Here is a 19244-nt window from a genome sequence, read left to right on the forward strand (position 1 = left end):
ATCTTCCTTGCCCGGAATCTAAAAAACCTACTCTTGAAAGACTTCCCCGTCAAGCTAACGCTTAATCAGAGGTTGATAAAATTAGTAACGGACGCTAACTAATGATTCAAACCTTACTCGAACAACCCCAAAAACTTACACAATTTCCCTTCACGCTCAAACCGCAACAGCAGCAAGCCCTCGACAAATTGAGAACCTTTCTAACCACTACCGAGTCATTCTTCTTGCTGTGCGGCTATGCAGGAACTGGAAAATCCACAATTGTTTTTCAAATTATCCAAGAACTTTTGAGTCAAAGCAAACGCATTGCCCTCACAGCACCTACTAACAAAGCAGTCGGCATCCTCAGAAAAATGGCAGCGTCTCAAGGCATTTTCGGAGTTGATTTTATGACAATACACCAACTTTTAGGATTAGGCATGGTCAGAAAAGAACAAGAAAAAGCCTTGTCACAGACAAGTTCCAGCAGCCTTCACCTCTACGATATCATCTTCCTCGACGAATGTTCGATGGTTGGAAGCGAATTGTGGAAATGGATAGAACGCAATTTTGAACGCACATTCTTCAATCACCGCAAGCTAATTTTAATGGGCGACCCCGCTCAACTCAATCCTGTAGGAGACAAAAAGTCGCCTGCTTTCAGCATTACCAATAAAGCTGTACTGACCAAAGTTGTCAGGCAAGCAGGGGAAAGCCCTGTGCTCGATTTCATAACAGAATGCCGCTCTTTTGTCAATAGCAAAGCAGACATATTTTTGCCACACTCTAAATACAAAAAAGGAGACAAGTCAAACGGTGCATTCAAAGTTAAATCAGAAACGCTGCTACAATATGCCGTCAAAACGATCGATCTAGAATTTAGTCAAAATCCCGATCGTTTCAGAATTCTGTGCTGGACTAACAAACGAGTCAGATACTACAATCAGCTTATCAGAGAACAAGTCTACGGTCAAGCTGCACCCCAATTTGTACCGGGAGAAAGGCTAATTACCAAAAAACCCGTCATGGCACCTGACGGCAAAACCGTAATTTTACCGACTTCAACGGAATTTACCGTCAAGGAAGTTGAGATTAACCAGCACGGAGGCTATCGAGTTTGGCTGCTAAAAATTGTGACTGATGACGGTTTATTTCGGCAAATCTTTGTCCTGCACGAGTCTGAAAATAAGCGCTACCAGGCTGAACTTAAAGAAAAGCTAAAGAGTGCTAAACGCAATGGATTTCTTTGGAGGAAATATTACTGGTTCAAAGATGACTTGTTTGCTGAAATTAACAATTGCTTTGCTCTGACTATTCACAATTCGCAAGGCAGCACTTTTGATGAAGTTGGCATTGACGGAAGCGACCTTTTCAGCAGATTGTTAATCGGTCAAGATTTGAGCAGTCAACAGAAACTTAAAGAGTACCATCGACTTTATTATGTCGGTGCAAGCCGCTGCCGATATCGGATATTATTTGTTGCCCCCAATGACTCGTACTCAAACAATAAAATTCTCAAGTACAATGTAAACTTCTCAACCAAGAGGTAAAGTCTTCAACCAAGAGGCACATACGTTTGTAGAAAACAGTCAGTAACACTCAACTTTCAAAAAGCTTCTCCATCGGGACTTAGGCTGCATAAATCAATTTTTACACTATCTGTAGTAGTAACGTGTGCCATCAGCACCTACAAGTACAGTCCTGGGCGCAACTGGCACAATTAGTAAGGTGCGCTACTATCCCAAACCCTCGATAATCGCCTTATAACGAAAGTCTGACGCACCCTACAAATCGATTGGACTATGCCAGTTGCGTAATTCCTAAAGTAGAGTCTGTGCGTAAGTCCTATTTATAAAATAAGGCGAACAAGGAAACGAAAGGGCAAGGGGAAAGAGAAGATAAAGATGGAGAAAAAAACTTTAGTTGTGGGTTGATAGCAACGCTCAAAAAATCAATAATTGTATCGATACCCACCGAGTTAGATACAAAATGTCTACCCTTCAATCCTATGTTTTTAAGCGTGGGTTCCTTCTCTTTCTCCTTTTCCTTCTCTTTCTCCTTCTCCTTCCCCTTCCCACTCCTCTTTCTCAACAACCTGAATAAGTGCTGCTACCGCAGCGGCCAATCGCACCCCTGACACCAGACTAATTATGGCAAAATCTCGACTAACAGGAACACCCCCTAAAGAGGAAAATTTGGAGAGAACAGTTAAGAAAAAACGCTCGAGTGCCACAGCACATAATTCTGCCAAAACTGTGAAGAAATCAGTCAAAGCAACAACTGAAACTGACTCGGTTTGCGAACCCTTAACAATCTCTCCACAAAAAGTAGAAGCCTCGCAAACTTGCACAAATTTTGCAGCACTTCCAGCCGTCGATGCTCCTTCTCTAGAAACATTGTCAAATGAGGCAATATTGCCTTCCCCTTCTACTCTCCCATCAGCTATTGAAGTTGCCTGCAATTCAAGAGAATTCAACGATTATATACAAGCCCTGAAAGGCATCATTCCCAGCAATAGCAGCCATCCCATTTTGTCCAATATTTTGATTGAAGCTGATGCAGAAACTCAACATTTGCATCTAACTGCCTACAACTTAGAATTTGGAATGCAAGTGAGCTTTGGTGCGAATGTCAATCAATCTGGAAAGCTTACCCTCCCCGCACCCATACTTGCTGACATTCTGGGAAAATTTCCTAACGGCAGCCTTACCTTAAAGAGTTCTTCTGAAATTATTAAAGGAAGCCACGTTCCATCAGTCAGTGCCACTCTGAGTGCGTCAAGAAGCAAGCACGCCATTCGCGGGCTAGCTGCGGACGAATTTCCGGCTATCCCCAGCGTTCAACAGAAACTTGTAACGCTTCCTGCTAGCGTGTTAATTTCTGTCCTAAAAGCTAGCTTATTTGCTGTAAGTTCTGAGGAAAACAAACGCATTTTAACAGGAGGGAATTTTCAACTCAGTCACGACGCAGACAGAGGACTCGATCAACTGAGAGTTTGGACGACAGATGGGCATCGGATAGCAATGGTTTTAGGATTGAACGAAAGCGGCAATTCCTATCTTTTGAGCCGTCAAGTAGTTAATTTTACTGTCCCTGCTAAGGTACTCCGGTTATTGGAGCGTTCTTTGAATTCTGCTGACAAAGTTACGATTTACTATGAAGGTTTGCCAGAGGAACCTAGTAATTTTGTCGCATTCGAGTGGAATAATTGGCGGTTGACAACGAAGTTGCTAGAAGGGCAATATCCAATTTGTGACCAAATTATCGCTCCCTATCGGCATCAATTTAGCCATCAAGTGGTGGTTGAGAGGCTGAGCTTTTTAAAAGCCTTAGAGAGGTTAGCTTCTCACAGCGACAAGTCTCACCTAACAGCTATTTTAGAATTCGATTTAGATGCCCAACAAGTGCGAGCATCACTCAACAATACTCTCAGTTCAGGAACTGAGACAGTTGATGCCAAGCTATGGGGTTGTGAGTTTTGTCTCAAGTGTGACATCCGCTATTTGATTGATACAGCCAAAGCAATTTCCAGCTCTGATTTGCGGGTGTTAATGGCAACTCCTACCGCTCCCCTACTGATTGCACCGTTTGGAACGCCTGCGTCGGGTACAGAGGCTTTAGAGTGCGAATATATTGTCGCTCCGCAAGAATAGTCGTGCATGTGGGAGTGGCATCTATATTTGATGCCCTCTCCTGCAAAAATTCGGAGCCTATTGCTGTAAGTAGTTGGACAGAATTAATTACACAAAATAAAATCTAAAATTTTCTTCCTGTGAGCCTTACAAAATTATATCTGGGTAAATATTTCTGTCCAACTACTTATAAATTAGGAGGGTTTAAGTGGTTTTTGCCCATACCACAGTAAATTGTCTACAAACACCACATATATTTTACTACTTTTTTTTTAGCTAAGCAACGATTTTGCTGGTAAATTAGTGAGTTTTAATGTCTCTCTCCATTGGTTTAAATAAGCTCGCGACAGCCGACAATTGGCATCTTTAAAACTCCCTACATCGCAAGTAAGCGGGGTGTAAATTGCCCCAGTATTGGGATCTGGAATCAGTTTCCACTCGCTCAAACCTTTTGCTTTCGATTTTTCCTTCATGCCGTGCTTTTTTGCTGTATCTCAGCAGCAGATGGTTTAGCAATTTTTTCTTGCGGTAGTGTGTTCGGCGCGCCAACGCCAACAACTGAGCCAGGACTTACGCAAAAAATACTTGGTAACACTATTGGTAGCGGTAAAATGCACAATTTTTATACTACAGATAGAGCTTATGCGTAAGTCATATGAGTTTAACTTCAGGCACGGCTCACGGCTCCCCTATCGGGGAATAGTTACCAGAAGTATTCTAACGACTCAAAATGTACCAACCACTGCACCTCAAATACCGCCCCAAAAACCTACAAGAATTAGTGGGTCAAGACACCATCAAAACAACCTTGACCAATGCCATCACCTCCGACAAAATTGCTCAAGCTTACCTATTTACTGGCCCCAGAGGAACAGGCAAAACTTCAACCGCTCGCATTCTTGCTAAATCCCTCAATTGTTTGAATAGCAAAAAGCCAACCGCCACTCCTTGCGGAGAATGTTCAAGCTGCAAAACCATTGACTCCTGTTCAAGCTTAGACGTAACTGAAATCGATGCTGCCTCTCACAATGGCGTGGATGATGCCAGAGAATTAATACAACACAGCAACTTTGCTCCAGCGCTGAGCCGCTACCGCATCTGGATTTTAGACGAGTGCCACCAACTCAGTACCAGCGCTCAAAATGCTCTCCTCAAATGCCTTGAAGAACCTCCGGCTCATGTGGTATTTATTCTCTGTACGACTGAAGCACATAAAGTGTTGCCGACAATTATCTCCCGCTGCCAAACTTTTAACTTCCGAGCCTTGTCAGTTGATGCTATTGTCGGACAATTGCACAAAATTAGCTCCACTGAATCTATTGAGATCGCAAGTGAGGCCATGCGGGTGATCGCTCGCACCTGCGACGGAGGGTTAAGAGATGCCTTGCAATTACTCTCTCAGCTTTCACTGCTAAACTCAGAGATTACCCTAACTCAAGTTGCAGAAGTATCTGGCAGCATCAGCGAGCAAGACTCGATCGCCCTTCTCAAAGCCATTCATTCTGGCGATACCTTAAGCGTACTGCAATCTTCGAGAACGATCATTGACAGCGGCAAAACCCCTAAACTTATTCTCAGCAGCTTGCTAGCAGCAATGAGAGATTTGCTCATTGTCAAATCAACGCGCCACTGCCAGAATTTAATTGCAGGGCCAGTAGGCTACTCACAACTGCGCTCGCTCGCTCTTCATCTCGATTTTGAAACAATTGATGCGGCTTGTACACAATTGCAAAAATCAGAATTTCAATTGAGAACTAGCACCAATGCTGCTACTTGGTTAGAAGTCTGTCTGCTGAACTTGATGCTGTCAAGCAAACCCGCTGCCCCCGAAACGCGATTGCCGGCAACTTTCCCATCTAATCAGCCTGACAATTTTGATAAAACCCCTCAAAAAATAGAGGCAGATTCTCCTGACTTTGAGACAACTTGGGCGCAAGTAGTAGCAGCAGCGAAACCAGGCAATCGTAGCCTCTTAAACCGCGCTCAAATTGCCGAACTTTCGGCTGATTCATGTGTGTTAGCAGTAGAAAGAAAATACGCGAACAAGTTTCAGAGTCACCTTGAATCCGTGCAGCGGATCGTTACTAAAGCTTTAGGCCGCTCTGTTACTGTAACTGTCAAACAACAGGAGGAATTAGCAGCATGATTAGCATCCTAATTGGGAATGATACCTACGCAATTGAACGAGAAGTTGAAAATTTTAAGACTCAAACTCATCCTCTATGGCGAGATTTCAACATCCACCGCTTCGATGCTTCTTCCCTGGATGCAGCCCTCTCTGCTGCTGCTTCAGTTCCTTTCGGCGGTGGAAACAAACTTATTGTCGTTGAAAATTGCGATTTCAAGCAATTTGGAGAAATGGGGCTAGAATTGCTGCAAATTTTGCCCCAATTACCTGTTACAACGCACTTAGTCTTCACTGCTGCTGTTATCGACAAACGGCTCAAGGTAGTCAAGCATTTATTGGTGTTTGGTAAACTTAAGGAGTTTACTCTCATTCCCCCTTGGCGTACTGATTTGATTGAAAGTGCGATCGCTACTACTGCTAAACAAAAGAATCTCTCAATTGCCAGAGATGCTGTCAGCTATCTAGCAGTAGCAATTGGCAACGATTCTGCTAGAAGAGTCAGTGAACTAGAGAAATTAGCCATTTATGCAGCAGGCGCTCGCATTACGAAAGAAGCTGCTAAAATCCTCGTTCCAGCTACCACAGCCAACTGTTTCCAACTTGCCGAAGCTCTTTTAAAAGGTCAAGCAGTGGCGGTAATTAAGGTGCTTGATGAATTGCTATCTCGGGCCGAGTTTCCTTTAGCAATTATCGCGACTCTTCAAACTCAGTTTAAAACTTGGTTGTGGGTAAAAGCTACTCTCAATTCCGACCAACAACGTTCTGATAGCGAAATTGCTAGTATGTGCGGAATTAGTAACCCCAAACGGCTGTATTTCCTTAAGCAGGAGGTTAAGGAAGTATCTGCGAACTTCTTAAGTCGATCGCTCTCCATTTTGTTTGATTTAGAAATCGCTCTCAAAACAGGAGATAAGCCTGACTCGATGTTGCCTGCTTTGCTCAGCATCACTCAACTCACTCACCTTAAATAACAGGAAAGCGCTGCCGAGTTAATTCGGCAGTCTTTCATTAACAATCTTGGAGGCAAAAACTGCTTTGCAACACTATTGGTAGCAATAAGGTGTGCGGCGTACCCTACAGATAGACTTTATGCGTAAGTCTTAATTAACTGTAGTGATAAAGAAGTTGTTTTTCTCATTAATTTATCAAAGAAGTTTTTGAGTTTATTTATCGCACTAGGTCGCTATTTTTGTTTAATAACAGCTCATCTTTCCTGCATCATCCAAACGAGAAAGCCCAAGATTTGCTCAACAGGAGGTAGTGGATAATCTGTAAGTTGACACTCCCACCGCTAAAGGGGATGGGATTCTTTAGAGATTTCGCTCTAAATATCCCAAAGAGACAATTGCTTGCCCTGTGGGTTCTCGCCCACACGCCGTTTGCCTTTTAAAGGCAGCGTGTTAACTGACGAGCGTTCGTACAATTCAACCTCAAAGAGATTCAACTGTACTGGTTTCGACGAGTCCCGCCGTACCATTTTCGATTTAATCTTTTTGACAATATTCAACTTGTAGGTTTCTATCGCCTTAACTTTCACATTCCTTGCAGCTTGCAAATTTGCATCATCAATATGCCCACAATTGGTACAGATAAACTTTTCACCATTGCGGCTATCTTTATCAATATGCTTACACTTGCTACAAGTTTGACTGGTATGCCTTGGGTTAACTCGGTACAGCTTCTTGCCTGACTTCACAGCCAAATATTCAAGTTTTTGAGTTAACGCATACCAACTCGCATCAGCGATAGAACTATTTAAACCACGTTTAGCCGATTGACCGTTGGGGAGAAATCTACCAGATTCAGATTTAACAGGTTTGCACCGCTTCATCATGTTTTGTATCTGTAAATCTTCAACTACAACTGCATCGGATCTTTTAATAATCCGATTAGCTACATCCCACTGGTAAGATTCGCGACGCTGTTGAATTTTATTGTGCAGCTTGCTCACTCTAAGTTGAGCTTTACTGCGATTCTTACTACCTTTTTGCTTACGGCTAACCCGTCGCTGTCTGATTCGCATCAAACGCTTAGCTTTCTTGTGGGTAGCAAATCGCGGATTATCAATGGCGCTGCCATCAGAGAGATAAACCAATTTACCTAACCCCATATCGCAGCCAGTGATAGTTTTGATTTCACTATCTGGAATTACTGGGAAGCCTGGTATATCTTTGTTTTCTATCCTGACCGAGATATACCATCCATCAACTTTCTGTCTGATGGTTACGGTTTTAATCTCAAATCCTTCGGGGATAACGCGAGAGTTGTAGAAACGCAGCCACCCAATTTTAGGGAGGTAAACTTTGTTACCTTTAATCTTGATTCTTCCTGGTTTGTAGCTAAACGATTTGAAATCGTGACGGCGCTTAAACTTCGGAAACCCTGCGCCCTTAAAAAACTTATTAAAGGATTCATTAACTCTGGCTGGAATTGACTGCAATACTCCAATATCAATACTTTGATACCAAGGTCTTGCCTCTTTTAACTCTTGCAGATTTGCATCTTGCATTAATGATGCTGACCGCTTAGGAGATGTATCTTTATATCCTTCTTTTTGGGCTTTACCGCCGCCCTCCTTCCAGGGGTTGGCGAGTTGGGTTCCTTTAGTAATACCGCAAGTCAAAGGCGTTATTTCTACCTGAGTCCTCAAGTCGCAATAATCACCGCAAATAAACTGCTGATGCCAACCATCAATCCTGTCACGCAAGCACCAATTGTAATTCGCTCTCAACATATCGAGCCACTGGATTAGTTTTTGGGATTGCTGCTGATTAGGTCTAAGTTTGTATTTGAAGCTTAAAAGCAAATTGCACCACCTCCTTAAATTATTGTACGAGGTTATTGTAGATGTTGACGACTTAACGACAATCAATATGCAAGATAAATACAGACTAAAGATTACATCAGTAACGCTTATTAGATACCATTTTGTTTGGATTCCAGCTAGACGCAAGAAGGTGTTGATTGGTGCAGTGTCCGAACGCTTAAAACAACTACTGACAGATAAGTGTAATTAGCTTGTTGTAATCGCGCAGTGAGGTGGAAGTCTACCGCTTTGTTGGTTCCTGAACCCAAACCCATAATTGCCACCAAATTCAGTCCGACTCCCAGTTTTTTTATTAATTTCCTCTCTCGTTCTTTTTCCTACCTATCGGTAGTAAAAGAGAAAAGATTCATTCTTAGAGTGACAAATGCCTCCCAATTATATCAACCTTCTTTCCCAACTAATAGCCAGACATGATTTTCACCCAAATAACTTTCCAGAAGCAAGCCATTTGCAGCCAACTGCAACAGCCGATTTGTGTGAGTTTTTAGGCGAAGAGGTTATTTATCAGACAATCGCGACTGCTACAACTCCTAAGCTCTACAAAATTCCTCAAGACTTGCCGCCTTCAATAATTTCTGCTTTGCACAGCCAAGGCATTCAACGGCTTTATTCGCACCAAATTAAAACACTCAAAGCCGTGCGCCAGGGCAAAGATGTCATCCTCAGCACAGCAACAGCTTCTGGCAAATCTTTAAGTGCGTACTTGCCTATTTTAGAGGGCATTCTCCAACATCAATTTACGGCACTCTCTATTTATGGCTTGAAAGCTTTAACAGCCGACCAAAGTCAAAAACTTGCCGATTTGCTCCAACTGATTCCTGAGCCTGCGCGCCCGCGCCTTGCCCTTCTAACTGGAGATACTCCTCCCAAAACCCGAGAACAATTATTAGCTGCAAATCCTAGCATAATCAGCGCCACACCAGAGTTAATTCACTATGCGCTGAAAGGCGTTCACTGGAGTCAGCCTTGGCAGCACTTTTTAAGTCGCCTCCGCTATATTGTCCTAGATGAAGCTCACACTTTTAACGGAGTTTACGGAGCTAACATGGCTAGCTTAATTCGCCGCTTAAAATTGGCAGTAGACGAGCGCGGGGGTTGTTCTCAAAAACTGCAATTCCTGATGTTGAGTGCTACCGTTGGCAATCCCGTTAAATTAGCGAAGTTACTATCTGGTAGAAGTCGAAAGCGAAATATCAATAAACCCGAGCGGTTAGTTTGGATTAACTCTAGCGGAGCTGCTGTCCCAGAACGGCAATTAATTGTTACTAAACCGACTCATGATGCTAATTCCGATGTTGCTCGCATCATTATGTTTTTGTTGCAGCAGGGGCAAAGTGGAATTTGCTTCGGTAACGGCAGACAAGCAATTAAGAACTTGTGGGCAACTTTTAAGCAAGAAGCTGTAACTCAAACTAACTCGGTAATTGAGTCGCAAGTAGCAATTTTCTACGGCAGTTTAACAAGCGAGCGCCGCATGGAAATTATTAACTCTTTGCAGTCAGGAACAGTTAAGTGTATCCTCAGCACTAGCGCTCTCGAAGCAGGAATTGATTTGCCTCAACTTGACTTTGCTATTATTAGGGGATGGCCGGGAAGCTTGCAAGCTTTTAGGCAGAGGGCTGGCAGGGCTGGTCGCGCAAACTCCGGTTTAATTGTCTTCATTCCTATTGCACAATCACCTTTGGATAACTATTTTGCCGAGCGCCCTGAATTGTTGGTGTCAGCCGAATCTGAATTGGTGAGCTTTAATGCCAATTATCCCATAGATATTGCCAAACATTTGATGTGCGCGGCTGTCGAAACAGGCATTCGGGCCAGTAAGCTCAAGCACTACTTTGGCAAGAGCGCTCCTCAAATTGCAACGGCTTTAATTGAGCAAGGTGTTCTTCACAAAAGTCGGGATAAATTATGGGCCAAGGGCTTTCCCCATAAAGATGTAAACTTTCGAGGGGGAACGGGTGCTAGCACGATACAACTGGTGGATGCGGATACTCAAGAAGAGATTGAAGTCCTCAGTGCGGAGATTGCTTATCGAGAGGTATTTCCTGGTGCTATTTACCGCACGCAAAACTCAGACGGCTGTTTGGTGACTTATACTTCCCGCTCGCTCTTGAATGGCAAAGCTATTTTGCAAAACACCCCTGAAACTCGACTGTTTACTGTAGCGATTAGCTACACTGATACCAGCCTCAAGCAGAATTTGAGTTTGCCTCAACAAATCCCGTTGATCATTCCAGAAATTGAAGGAAATGTTCAAACCAATTCAACGGATAGTAAGGCAATTCCAGCTCAAGCTATTCTGGAACTGGTTTGGGGAGAAATTAGCCAACTCGTCACTGGTTATCAATTATTAACTCGCAATTACGAGTTAACTTGTCTCAATAGAAAGTGTGTCAATTACAAAGAGCATTTACCAAAATGTACTGCCTGTCCTGTTTGTGGCAAGAGAACTCGCTCTGCTGAGCTAACATCGGTTCTTAATGAGGTAAACTTTGAGCAACCTTACGAAATAAAATTTGCGACTCCTGTACTGCAAATTAGTTTTAATTCCCCGGTTGAATGTTATCTGCAACAGGTAGTAACAGCTACTCGCCAGGAATTGCTTCAATCTCAACAGCAGATGGAGCCCGGATATCAGCAGTTGTGGGAGTACCCCGCGAATTTGTTGGCTATTCACAGTTTCGGCCATCAAATTTTAGCAGCTTTACCTCTGACTATTTTGGCTTCACCTAATGATGTGAATTTTCTGGTAGAGAAGAGAGGTGCAAATGACTATGCAGGACTCTTTTACGATTTAGCAGAAGGGGGTTCGGGAACCTCGGAAGCTATTTTTCGTTCTCTCCCTCAATTAGCTCATGCGGCTGCTGAGTTAGCCCGCAGTTGTTCTTGCAGTTCTGGCTGTCCTAAATGTTTGATTCAGTCGGGATGCCCTGATGGTAATAAAGCTTTACTCAAGCAGGTGGGGCTGCTGCTGTGCGAAGCATTTTCTACTCCTTAAATATCAAAAAATTGGTGGAATAGACGGCTGAGAAAGGGGAATAGGGAGAGAGAAATAGGGAAAATGGGAGCGGGGAATACAGTGTAGGTTTTTTCAAACAAAAAAGCTACACTGTATTCCCAATTTTTTTTACTGTTTTTATTAAACAAGACGCTGCTTGCATCAACATAGAATTGTGCGAACCGCTACTGCGGTTTTTAGGGGTGCATTTTTCGGACTTGTACTCATGAAAAACCAGCTTTTATTACCAGTTATTGACTCCAAAACTAGAGAGTCAACGCTGTTACATTTCAGAAAGCAACCCTATAAACCAAAGAAAAAGCAAGCTTTAATTCCTAACCTCAAACGAGATTTAAAGCATGGCTGGCTTTTAACAATTCTCGCACAAATAGACCGATGTTTATGGGGAAGGTGGGATTATTGGGCTTTGTGTCAAGCTGTCCCCGCTCATGCCTGGATGCGGTGGAAGATGGAACCAATGCTAGCCATTCTGGAGAACAGAAAACCAGAAATTTTACCCAAATTTGTAATTGAGGAAACTTTGCCAGCAGAACCGATTCCCCAAATCGAATGGCAGCATTCTCCTACCGCAGAAGCCATGCTAGATAACACTCTCAATTGCATTCCTCAACATGGAGAATGGAAAACTTGGTCAGCTTGGGACTATTTGGAGTTTTTCTTGGACTGGGTTTTGTTCGCATTCGGACATCCAGCTTACAAGATTTTACCCAAAGAACCGGCCGGCTGTGAAGGTGCATCAATGCGTCTCTATCAGATGTTTGACCTGTCAATTCTCATGCTGTATCCTGAAGATTACATGGGCCGGCTGCTACCCCAAATCTGCGGAAAGAGTGCTCAAAAAAGTTCAGGCTTTTATCCGACACCTTTAGCTTTGTGTCAGTTGATATCTAAGTTAGTCAGTGGTGATAAGACAGAGCGAATTTCCAGCTTCAATGAACCCGCTTGCGGTACGGGAGCTTTAATGTTAGCACAGTCAAATTACTGTTTGAGCGGTGTCGGTCAAGATGTAGATCGTACTCTATTAAAATGCGCTCTGTTCCAATTTTATATGTTTTCACCTTGGCTGGCTGTTCCGATTTGGTGGTTGGGTCAAACTGATTTGCTCCTTGGCAATACTTTAAGTAGTGATCGACCCCAATCAATGAACGTCACTTATTGGTACAATGAGTGGTTTGAACCTGTTGATTCACTAGCTAAAAATCATACTAATTGCCCAGGTGAATGTGAAATAATTTCAGGAGAAAGTTCAGAAGTTATTGAGTTGAATGAGATGATATCAATTCCTTCAAATCCAGTCGTTCAAGAAGTTTTAAAGGGCAAACGCCGACCCAAAAAGAAGACAACATCACCTCACCAATTGACGCTGTTTAATTGGGACGATTTTTAGCACAAATCTAGCACCCTATATAATTTGCTAATTTAGGGTGCAAGACCGATCGCATACTCCGCACACATTGAGTCAATACACCCTAAACTAATAGAGTGCAAGGAGGCTGAAGTTTTTACCAAAGCCTTATGTCTTGTACAATTTTTAATATTAGCTTATTAAATCGCTATTTTATTGGGTACCATAGGTTAATTATGAACTTTAAACTACCTTCTAATCCCGAAGCCTATCTTGACTTCCTCCAGTTGATTCTCAAAACTGTGCAAGAGAGCGATCGCAACCCCCAGATCATCTACTCCCTGTTGCAAGCAAATTTGGATAAACTGGATGAGTTTCTAGCACATATCTTGCAAGCTTGGGCATTGTCAACCTTGCCTCAAGCAGACCCAGAGATTGCCAGAGCTATTACTGAAGTAATCGTCAGCTTTTGTATCTTGCTCAGGCAGTTTCCGTTAGGTGACAAAGCCAGCCACCTAGAAATTATTATTACCGGACACGAAATTGCGAGTAATGTCTTTACCCGCAGGGAATTTCCCCGGGATTGGGGAATTGCTCAAAACAATCTGGGTAACGCCTACCTCTACCGCATTCACGGCGATCGCGCTGAAAACTTAGAGATGGCGCTCGCTTACTTTCGTAGGGCGTTGCAAGTCCGCACTCCAGAGGCTTTTCCCACAAGTTGGGCAATTACTCAAAACAATTTAGGTGAAGCTTACCGCAATCGTATTCTAGGCGACACCGCAGAAAATTTGGAAGTGGCGATCGCGGCTTTCCAATCTGCGTTGCAAGTCTTTACTTTAGAGGAATTTCCCCTGGATTGGGCAACCGCTCAAAATAATTTGGGAAATGCCTATCGCAACCGCATCTTAGGCAACCTGGAAGAAAACCTCGCTCAAGCAATACAATGCTTCCAGCACGCCTTACAGGTGTTTACCCCAGAAACCGCGCCTCAAGATTGGGCGATGGTTCAAAATAATCTGGGAAATGCTTACCTCTACGGCGTTCGCGAACACTACAGGCAAGATTTGCCAAAAGCGATTCGGTGCTACGAGCAAGCTTTAACTGTTTACACCGAAGAGGATTTTCCTTTGGGTTGGGCGCTTGCCTATAACAATCTAGGCATCGCTTATCTCTGTAACTCCGAAGGGAATTTAACTGAGAACCTAGAGCAAGCCATCCATTGCTTTCAACAAGCCCTCCGAATTCGCACTCCAGAAGCATCTCTCAAAGACTGGGCAATGACTCAAAATAATCTGGGGGCTGCTTATCGAGATTTGGGTAAGGTTGACGAGGCGATTCACTGCTTTGGGCAAGTTCTGGAAGTCTATCAACCCGGTGATTTTCCGGTTGAGTGTTTGACAGCAGGGCGTAATTTGGGCAATTTGGCGTTTGGGGCGAACCGATGGAAGGAAGCGATCGCAGGTTATAGTGCTGCTATTGAGGCTGTAGAACAAAGTCGCAGTTGGGCGAATACCGACAAACGCAGGCAGGAAATTTTGTCGGCGGCGATCGATGTCTATGCCAAGATGGTGCAAGCGTGCATCAATACCGACCAGACCGATCTCGCTTTGGAATATGTCGAACGCAGCAAAGCCCGCAATTTAGTTGAACTTCTAGCTGCACGCGACCTGTACCCTAAAGGTAACGTTCCGCAAACAGTCATTGAGGAATTGGATCGGCTACGGCGAGAGATTGTGACGGAACAACGCCGGATTGAAATGCGATCGGGAGTCGGTGAGATAGCCAATCTGGAGACGTTACCCGCTCTAGCTGCGTTTCGGGAGTCTCGCACCTACCTGAACCAACTCCAACAAGAACTGGATGAACTGATTCATCGGGACATCCAGCCCTATGACCCCACCTTCAACCTAACTCAAAGAGTTGAACCTGTCACCTTTCAGCAAGTACGAGATTTGCTCCCCAATTCCCAAACGGCACTAATTGAGTGGTATATCGCTGAGGAGACATTTCTTGCTTTTATTGTCGCACCGCACAGTCAAACTCCCTTTGTCTGGCAGTCATCCACCCAAGACTATCAAGCACTGATGGTGTGGATTAGCACCTATCTGACGACATACTACGATAACAAGCAGCAGTGGCAAAGCACTCTAAATGAGCAACTTCAGCAACTTGCTACCATCCTGCACTTGGATTATCTCCTGTCTGTTATCCCCTCGGACTGTTCTCAACTCATTCTCATCCCCCACCGATTTTTGCATCTGTTTCCGCTTCATGCCTTGCCTGTAGGCGAGGGGCAATCGCCAGTGGTAAGTGAGAAGCAACCTTCTGACACTCTGTGCTTGCTTGATAAGTTTCCCGGCGGCGTGCGCTATGCTCCCAGTTGTCAGCTATTGCAGTTAACTCAAAGCTGGAACCGCACCAACTTCAGCCATCTGTTTGGGGTGCAAAACCCCACCCTGGATTTGACATACAGCGATATCGAGATGGCAATTGTCCGACAGACTTTTCATCCCCACGCGGAGATTTTGGTGAAAGCAGAGGCACGCAAAGAGGCGATCGCCAACCAGCGTTTGCAAGCTGCTCATTGCGTCCATTTTGCCTGTCACGGCATTTTCGATCTAGAATCTCCTTTACGCTCTGCCCTGGTGCTGGCAGGTGTGGATCTGAAGGCTCTTGAGTTAGAAAGTTGTCTGACGCTGGGGGAAATTTTTGGACTAAATCTGAGTCAGTGCCGTTTGGTCGCGCTTTCGGCTTGCGAGACAGGTTTGACCGATCCGACTTCCCTCAGCGATGAGTACATTGGTTTACCCAGCGGGTTTCTGTATGCAGGAAGTCCCAGCGTCGTCAGTTCGCTCTGGACGATTAGCGATATATCTACGGCATTCTTGGTAGCCAAGTTTTACCAGAATTTGCAACAGGGGTCATCTGTGGCAGTAGCACTCAATCAGGCTCAACGCTGGTTGCGAGATGCTACTGGCGATGAGTTACAACAGTGGATGGAGGAACAACAGTTGCCGTTGGCTCCAACGCTGAAGATTTCACTGGCACGACGGTTCCGGCAGAATCGACAGCCGTTTCAATCTCCTTTTTATTGGGCAGCCTTTTGTGCGATAGGTCGGTGATTATGGATGAAAAACGGCGAGAAGATTACTTAAAGTTGATTAATGCGCTACGGGCTTGTTCCAGCAGTCAAGTGTCAGAAATTTTGAACGCTAATCCAAGCTTGATTGATGCCGGGTTAGTGAAAACTATAGAACAGGTAGTAGATGTACTGGTAGAGCGAGGCGATCACAACGTTGCTGATTTTTTATTAAAAATATCTAGTCAGCTAGCTGAACATCTGGGACTATCAGTATCTTATAAGACTATAGCCAAAAGAACAAAAAAAGCCAATTCTTCAGAAACTCCGCTAATAGAGACTGCTAATTTTTTAAGGCATGCACTAACTTTAAGTAGTAACAGTGATGCTAACACACAAAAATTGCATCTTCTACTGCAAGAAAACCTAGATAAACTTGATGAACAGTTAGCAAGATTTTTAAATAACTGGCTGACACCTACCTTGTCAGCAATGGAGCCAATACAAGCACAAAGCATGGCAGGATATCTTGCTAATTTCAGTAACCTAATTCGGAATTTCCCACTGGGAAGTAGAGCAGATAATTTAGAAATTGCCATTACCGGTTATGAAATAGCTGCAAACGTTCTTACTCAAGAAGCTTGTCCGGAGAAATGGGCAGCGCTCCAAAACAATCTGGCAATTACTTACTGCGATAGGATTCGTGGTACTCGATCTGAAAATATAGAGAGGGCAATTGCAGCTTGCCAGTTAGCTTTGCAAGTTTATACCAAAGAGGCTTTTCCGGAGCAATGGGCAACAGTTCAAAACAATGTGGGATCTGGATACTATGACCGAATTCGCGGCGATCGCGCCGAAAATATAGAGAAGGTAATTTCAGCTTGCCAGTCAGCTTTGCAAGTTTACACTCAAGAAGCTTTTCCGGAAAAATGGGCTACGCTGCAAAATAATTTGGGTGATGCTTACCTTGACAGAATTAATAGTGACCGAGCAAATAATCTGGAGTTAGCTATAGCAGCTTATAAGAGAGCTTTGCAAGTTCGCACTTGTGAGATGCTTCCTCAAGATTGGGCAACAACTCAAAATAATCTAGGTAATGCTTACCGCAACCGTATGAAAGGCGATCAGAGCGAAAACATAGAGGATGCAATTCACTGCTACAAAAATGCACTGCAGGTGCGTACTCAAGAAACTCTTCCAGAAAAGTGGGCTGTAACTCAAACTAATCTGGGTAATGCCTATCTTTATCGAATTAAGGGCGACAGGCGACAGAATCTGGAAAAAGCCATTTTAACTTACCAAGTTACTTTGCAAGTTTACACCCGTAAGGCATTTCCTCAAGATTGGGCTACGCTCCAAAACAATTTAGGCTTTGTCTACCTCAATCTAGGGCAGGCAACCAAGGCAATCACTTGTTGTAAATTAGCTCTGGAAATTCAAACATCTACTGACTTTCCTATAGATTGCCTGAGAAATGGACGTAACCTCGGTGATGCTGCTTTACTTACAAGGCAATGGGCAGATGCAATTGAGGGTTATAGCATTGCTATCGAAGCAGTAGAACAAAGCCGTGCCTGGGCTATTACAGATGCAAGGCGTCAAGACATTATTTCAGCAGCGATTGATGCTTACGCTAGCGTAGTCCAAGCCTGCATTAATAATAACCAGTCAGACAAAGCACTTGAATATGTCGAGCGCAGCAAAGCTCGGAATTTAGTTGAACTTCTTGCCAGCCGTGACATTTACCCTAAAGGTGATATTTCTGAAACTGTCCTCAACGAACTAAAGCGATTGCGTCGAGAAGTTGTAGCAGAACAACGTCGCCTAGATATAGCCGAGCACAATCGTTCAGGCGACATAATTTCTGGTACTGGTGAACCGACGCTGGATTCAGCAGCTTGGCTAAAAGACCGCGACCGCCTCAATGAATTGCTTCAACAGCTAGATAATTTGATTGCTACCGAAATCGATCCTATAGACCCCAACTTTAGAGCTACCCGACAAGTTAAACCTATCTCCTCTAACGAGATTCAAAACCTTATAGACGATCGCGCTGCTATTGTTGAGTGGTATATTACCGATAATAACTTCTACACTTTCGTCATCACCCACCAATCTCAGCATCCTCAAGTCTGGTCATCCTCTGCTGAAGAACGGCAAGCTTTCTTAGATTGGCAAGAGGAATATTTGCAAGACTACCAGCAAAACCGAGAACAATGGATTCAGACACTTTTGGATCGTCTTTACCGCCTCTCCGAAATCTTGCATATTGATGACATTATTAATAGTCTCCCAAGTGACTGCGACCAAATCATCTTAATTCCACACCGCTTTTTGCACCTGACTCCTCTACACGCTTTGCCTTTGTCTGGAAGAGGTTGCCTTCTAGACCGCTTTCCTAGGGGTGTGCGTTATGCTCCTTCCTGTCAGCTATTGCAACTAACTCAAAATCAAGAGAGACCGAATTTTAAACGTTTCTTAGCTATTCAAAACCCTACTAAAGATTTAGGCTATACAAGTGTTGAGGTTAGGACTATCCAGCGTTACTTCTTCTATGCTAATGTTTTTGTTGAAAATGCTGCCAAAAAAGCAACCCTTGTAGAAGTAAAGATTAAAGATGATGGGACGAGAGAGGCGCTCCAAAACTCCCAATTCAGTTTGGCAAACTGCGCTCACTTTTCTTGTCATGCTGAGTTTAATTTTGCATCTCCTCTAGACTCAGCACTGTTATTAGCAGATGGGGAACACCTTACCCTGGGAGAAATTTTTGACCTAGACCTTTCCCAATGCCGCCTTGTTACCCTTTCTGCCTGCGAAACAGGTCTAACTAATCACAAAATCCTCAGCGATGAATATGTTGGGATTCCTAGTGCTTTCCTCTATGCAGGGAGTCCTAGTGTTGTCAGCAGTTTATGGGCAGTTCAAGATGTATCAACAGCTTTTTTAATGATAAGGTTCTATCAAAATATGTCGTTATCTGAGCCGGTAGCGATCGCTCTCAATCAAGCTCAACTTTGGCTGCGAAACCTTACTAAAAAGGAACTGCAAGAATGGATGTCAGAAAATAAAATCTCTCTAGATGCAACTCTCAACATAAATTTGCGTCGCAGAATACATAAAATGTCAGATAACGAGCAACCCTTTAAATCGCCCTTTTACTGGGCTGCATTTTGTGCGATCGGACAATGACAAATTCAATTTACCCTGAACCCGAAGAAACAGATAGCGCTGA

Annotated in this window: 11 protein-coding genes; 9 read left to right on the forward strand and 2 right to left on the reverse strand. The window is 43.7% G+C overall.

The features are described from left to right. Window positions 1–101 precede the first annotated feature (101 nt). Window positions 102–1529 (forward strand): DEAD/DEAH box helicase, encoded by a 1428-nt coding sequence (locus QT996_RS06780; protein ID WP_333045413.1) that lies wholly within the window; start codon window positions 102–104, stop codon window positions 1527–1529. A 464-nt stretch (window positions 1530–1993) separates the two neighbouring features. Here the strand turns inward: QT996_RS06780 and QT996_RS06785 are convergent, their stop codons facing one another. After that, on the reverse strand, window positions 1994–2212 hold the full coding sequence (locus QT996_RS06785; RefSeq protein ID WP_333045414.1) for a hypothetical protein: 219 nt from the start codon (window positions 2210–2212) through the stop codon (window positions 1994–1996). A 22-nt stretch (window positions 2213–2234) separates the two neighbouring features. Between QT996_RS06785 and dnaN the strand changes: the two genes are divergently transcribed. The 3 genes from dnaN (at window position 2235) to holA (ending at window position 6710) form a co-directional block, all read left to right on the forward strand. After that, window positions 2235–3632, forward strand: a complete 1398-nt coding sequence (gene dnaN, locus QT996_RS06790; protein WP_333045415.1) for a DNA polymerase III subunit beta — start codon at window positions 2235–2237, stop codon at window positions 3630–3632. A gap of 709 nt (window positions 3633–4341) precedes the next feature. Then, window positions 4342–5757, forward strand: coding sequence for a DNA polymerase III subunit gamma/tau (gene dnaX / locus QT996_RS06795; RefSeq protein ID WP_333045416.1), 1416 nt, complete (start codon window positions 4342–4344; stop codon window positions 5755–5757). Next, the gene (holA, locus tag QT996_RS06800; RefSeq protein ID WP_333045417.1) at window positions 5754–6710 is read left to right on the forward strand and encodes a DNA polymerase III subunit delta; all 957 of its coding nucleotides are present in this window, start codon (window positions 5754–5756) and stop codon (window positions 6708–6710) included. Before dnaX ends, holA begins: the two co-directional genes overlap by 4 nt. A gap of 353 nt (window positions 6711–7063) precedes the next feature. Here holA and QT996_RS06805 read toward each other — a convergent pair whose 3' ends face one another. Continuing rightward, window positions 7064–8545 (reverse strand): transposase, encoded by a 1482-nt coding sequence (locus QT996_RS06805; RefSeq protein ID WP_333045418.1) that lies wholly within the window; start codon window positions 8543–8545, stop codon window positions 7064–7066. A 67-nt stretch (window positions 8546–8612) separates the two neighbouring features. Here QT996_RS06805 and QT996_RS28590 point away from each other — a divergent pair, with 67 nt between their 5' ends. From QT996_RS28590 to QT996_RS06825, 5 genes are all read left to right on the forward strand, one after another. Then, complete coding sequence (locus QT996_RS28590; RefSeq protein ID WP_199300937.1) at window positions 8613–8756, forward strand: transposase; 144 nt, start codon at window positions 8613–8615, stop codon at window positions 8754–8756. Window positions 8757–8930: 174 nt separating this feature from the next. Further along, entirely contained in the window at window positions 8931–11564 is a 2634-nt protein-coding gene (locus QT996_RS06810) for a DEAD/DEAH box helicase (protein ID WP_333045419.1), read from the forward strand. A 226-nt stretch (window positions 11565–11790) separates the two neighbouring features. After that, window positions 11791–12972 (forward strand): hypothetical protein, encoded by a 1182-nt coding sequence (locus QT996_RS06815; protein WP_333045420.1) that lies wholly within the window; start codon window positions 11791–11793, stop codon window positions 12970–12972. 194 nt (window positions 12973–13166) lie between these two features. Next, window positions 13167–16055, forward strand: a complete 2889-nt coding sequence (locus QT996_RS06820; RefSeq protein WP_333045421.1) for a CHAT domain-containing protein — start codon at window positions 13167–13169, stop codon at window positions 16053–16055. A gap of 1070 nt (window positions 16056–17125) precedes the next feature. After that, window positions 17126–19201, forward strand: coding sequence for a CHAT domain-containing protein (locus tag QT996_RS06825; RefSeq protein WP_445304544.1), 2076 nt, complete (start codon window positions 17126–17128; stop codon window positions 19199–19201). Window positions 19202–19244: the final 43 nt, after the last annotated feature.

This window comes from Microcoleus sp. S13C4, from assembly GCF_036700865.1.
Taxonomy (GTDB): domain Bacteria; phylum Cyanobacteriota; class Cyanobacteriia; order Cyanobacteriales; family Microcoleaceae; genus Microcoleus.

Coding starts and splice junctions, on each gene's coding strand:
- QT996_RS06780 (WP_333045413.1), top strand. CDS start 102: ATGATTCAAACCTTACTCGAACAACCCCAAAAACTTACACAATTTCCC.
- dnaX (WP_333045416.1), top strand. CDS start 4,342: ATGTACCAACCACTGCACCTCAAATACCGCCCCAAAAACCTACAAGAA.
- holA (WP_333045417.1), top strand. CDS start 5,754: ATGATTAGCATCCTAATTGGGAATGATACCTACGCAATTGAACGAGAA.
- QT996_RS28590 (WP_199300937.1), top strand. CDS start 8,613: ATGCAAGATAAATACAGACTAAAGATTACATCAGTAACGCTTATTAGA.
- QT996_RS06810 (WP_333045419.1), top strand. CDS start 8,931: ATGCCTCCCAATTATATCAACCTTCTTTCCCAACTAATAGCCAGACAT.
- QT996_RS06815 (WP_333045420.1), top strand. CDS start 11,791: ATGAAAAACCAGCTTTTATTACCAGTTATTGACTCCAAAACTAGAGAG.
- QT996_RS06820 (WP_333045421.1), top strand. CDS start 13,167: ATGAACTTTAAACTACCTTCTAATCCCGAAGCCTATCTTGACTTCCTC.
- QT996_RS06825 (WP_445304544.1), top strand. CDS start 17,126: ATGAAAGGCGATCAGAGCGAAAACATAGAGGATGCAATTCACTGCTAC.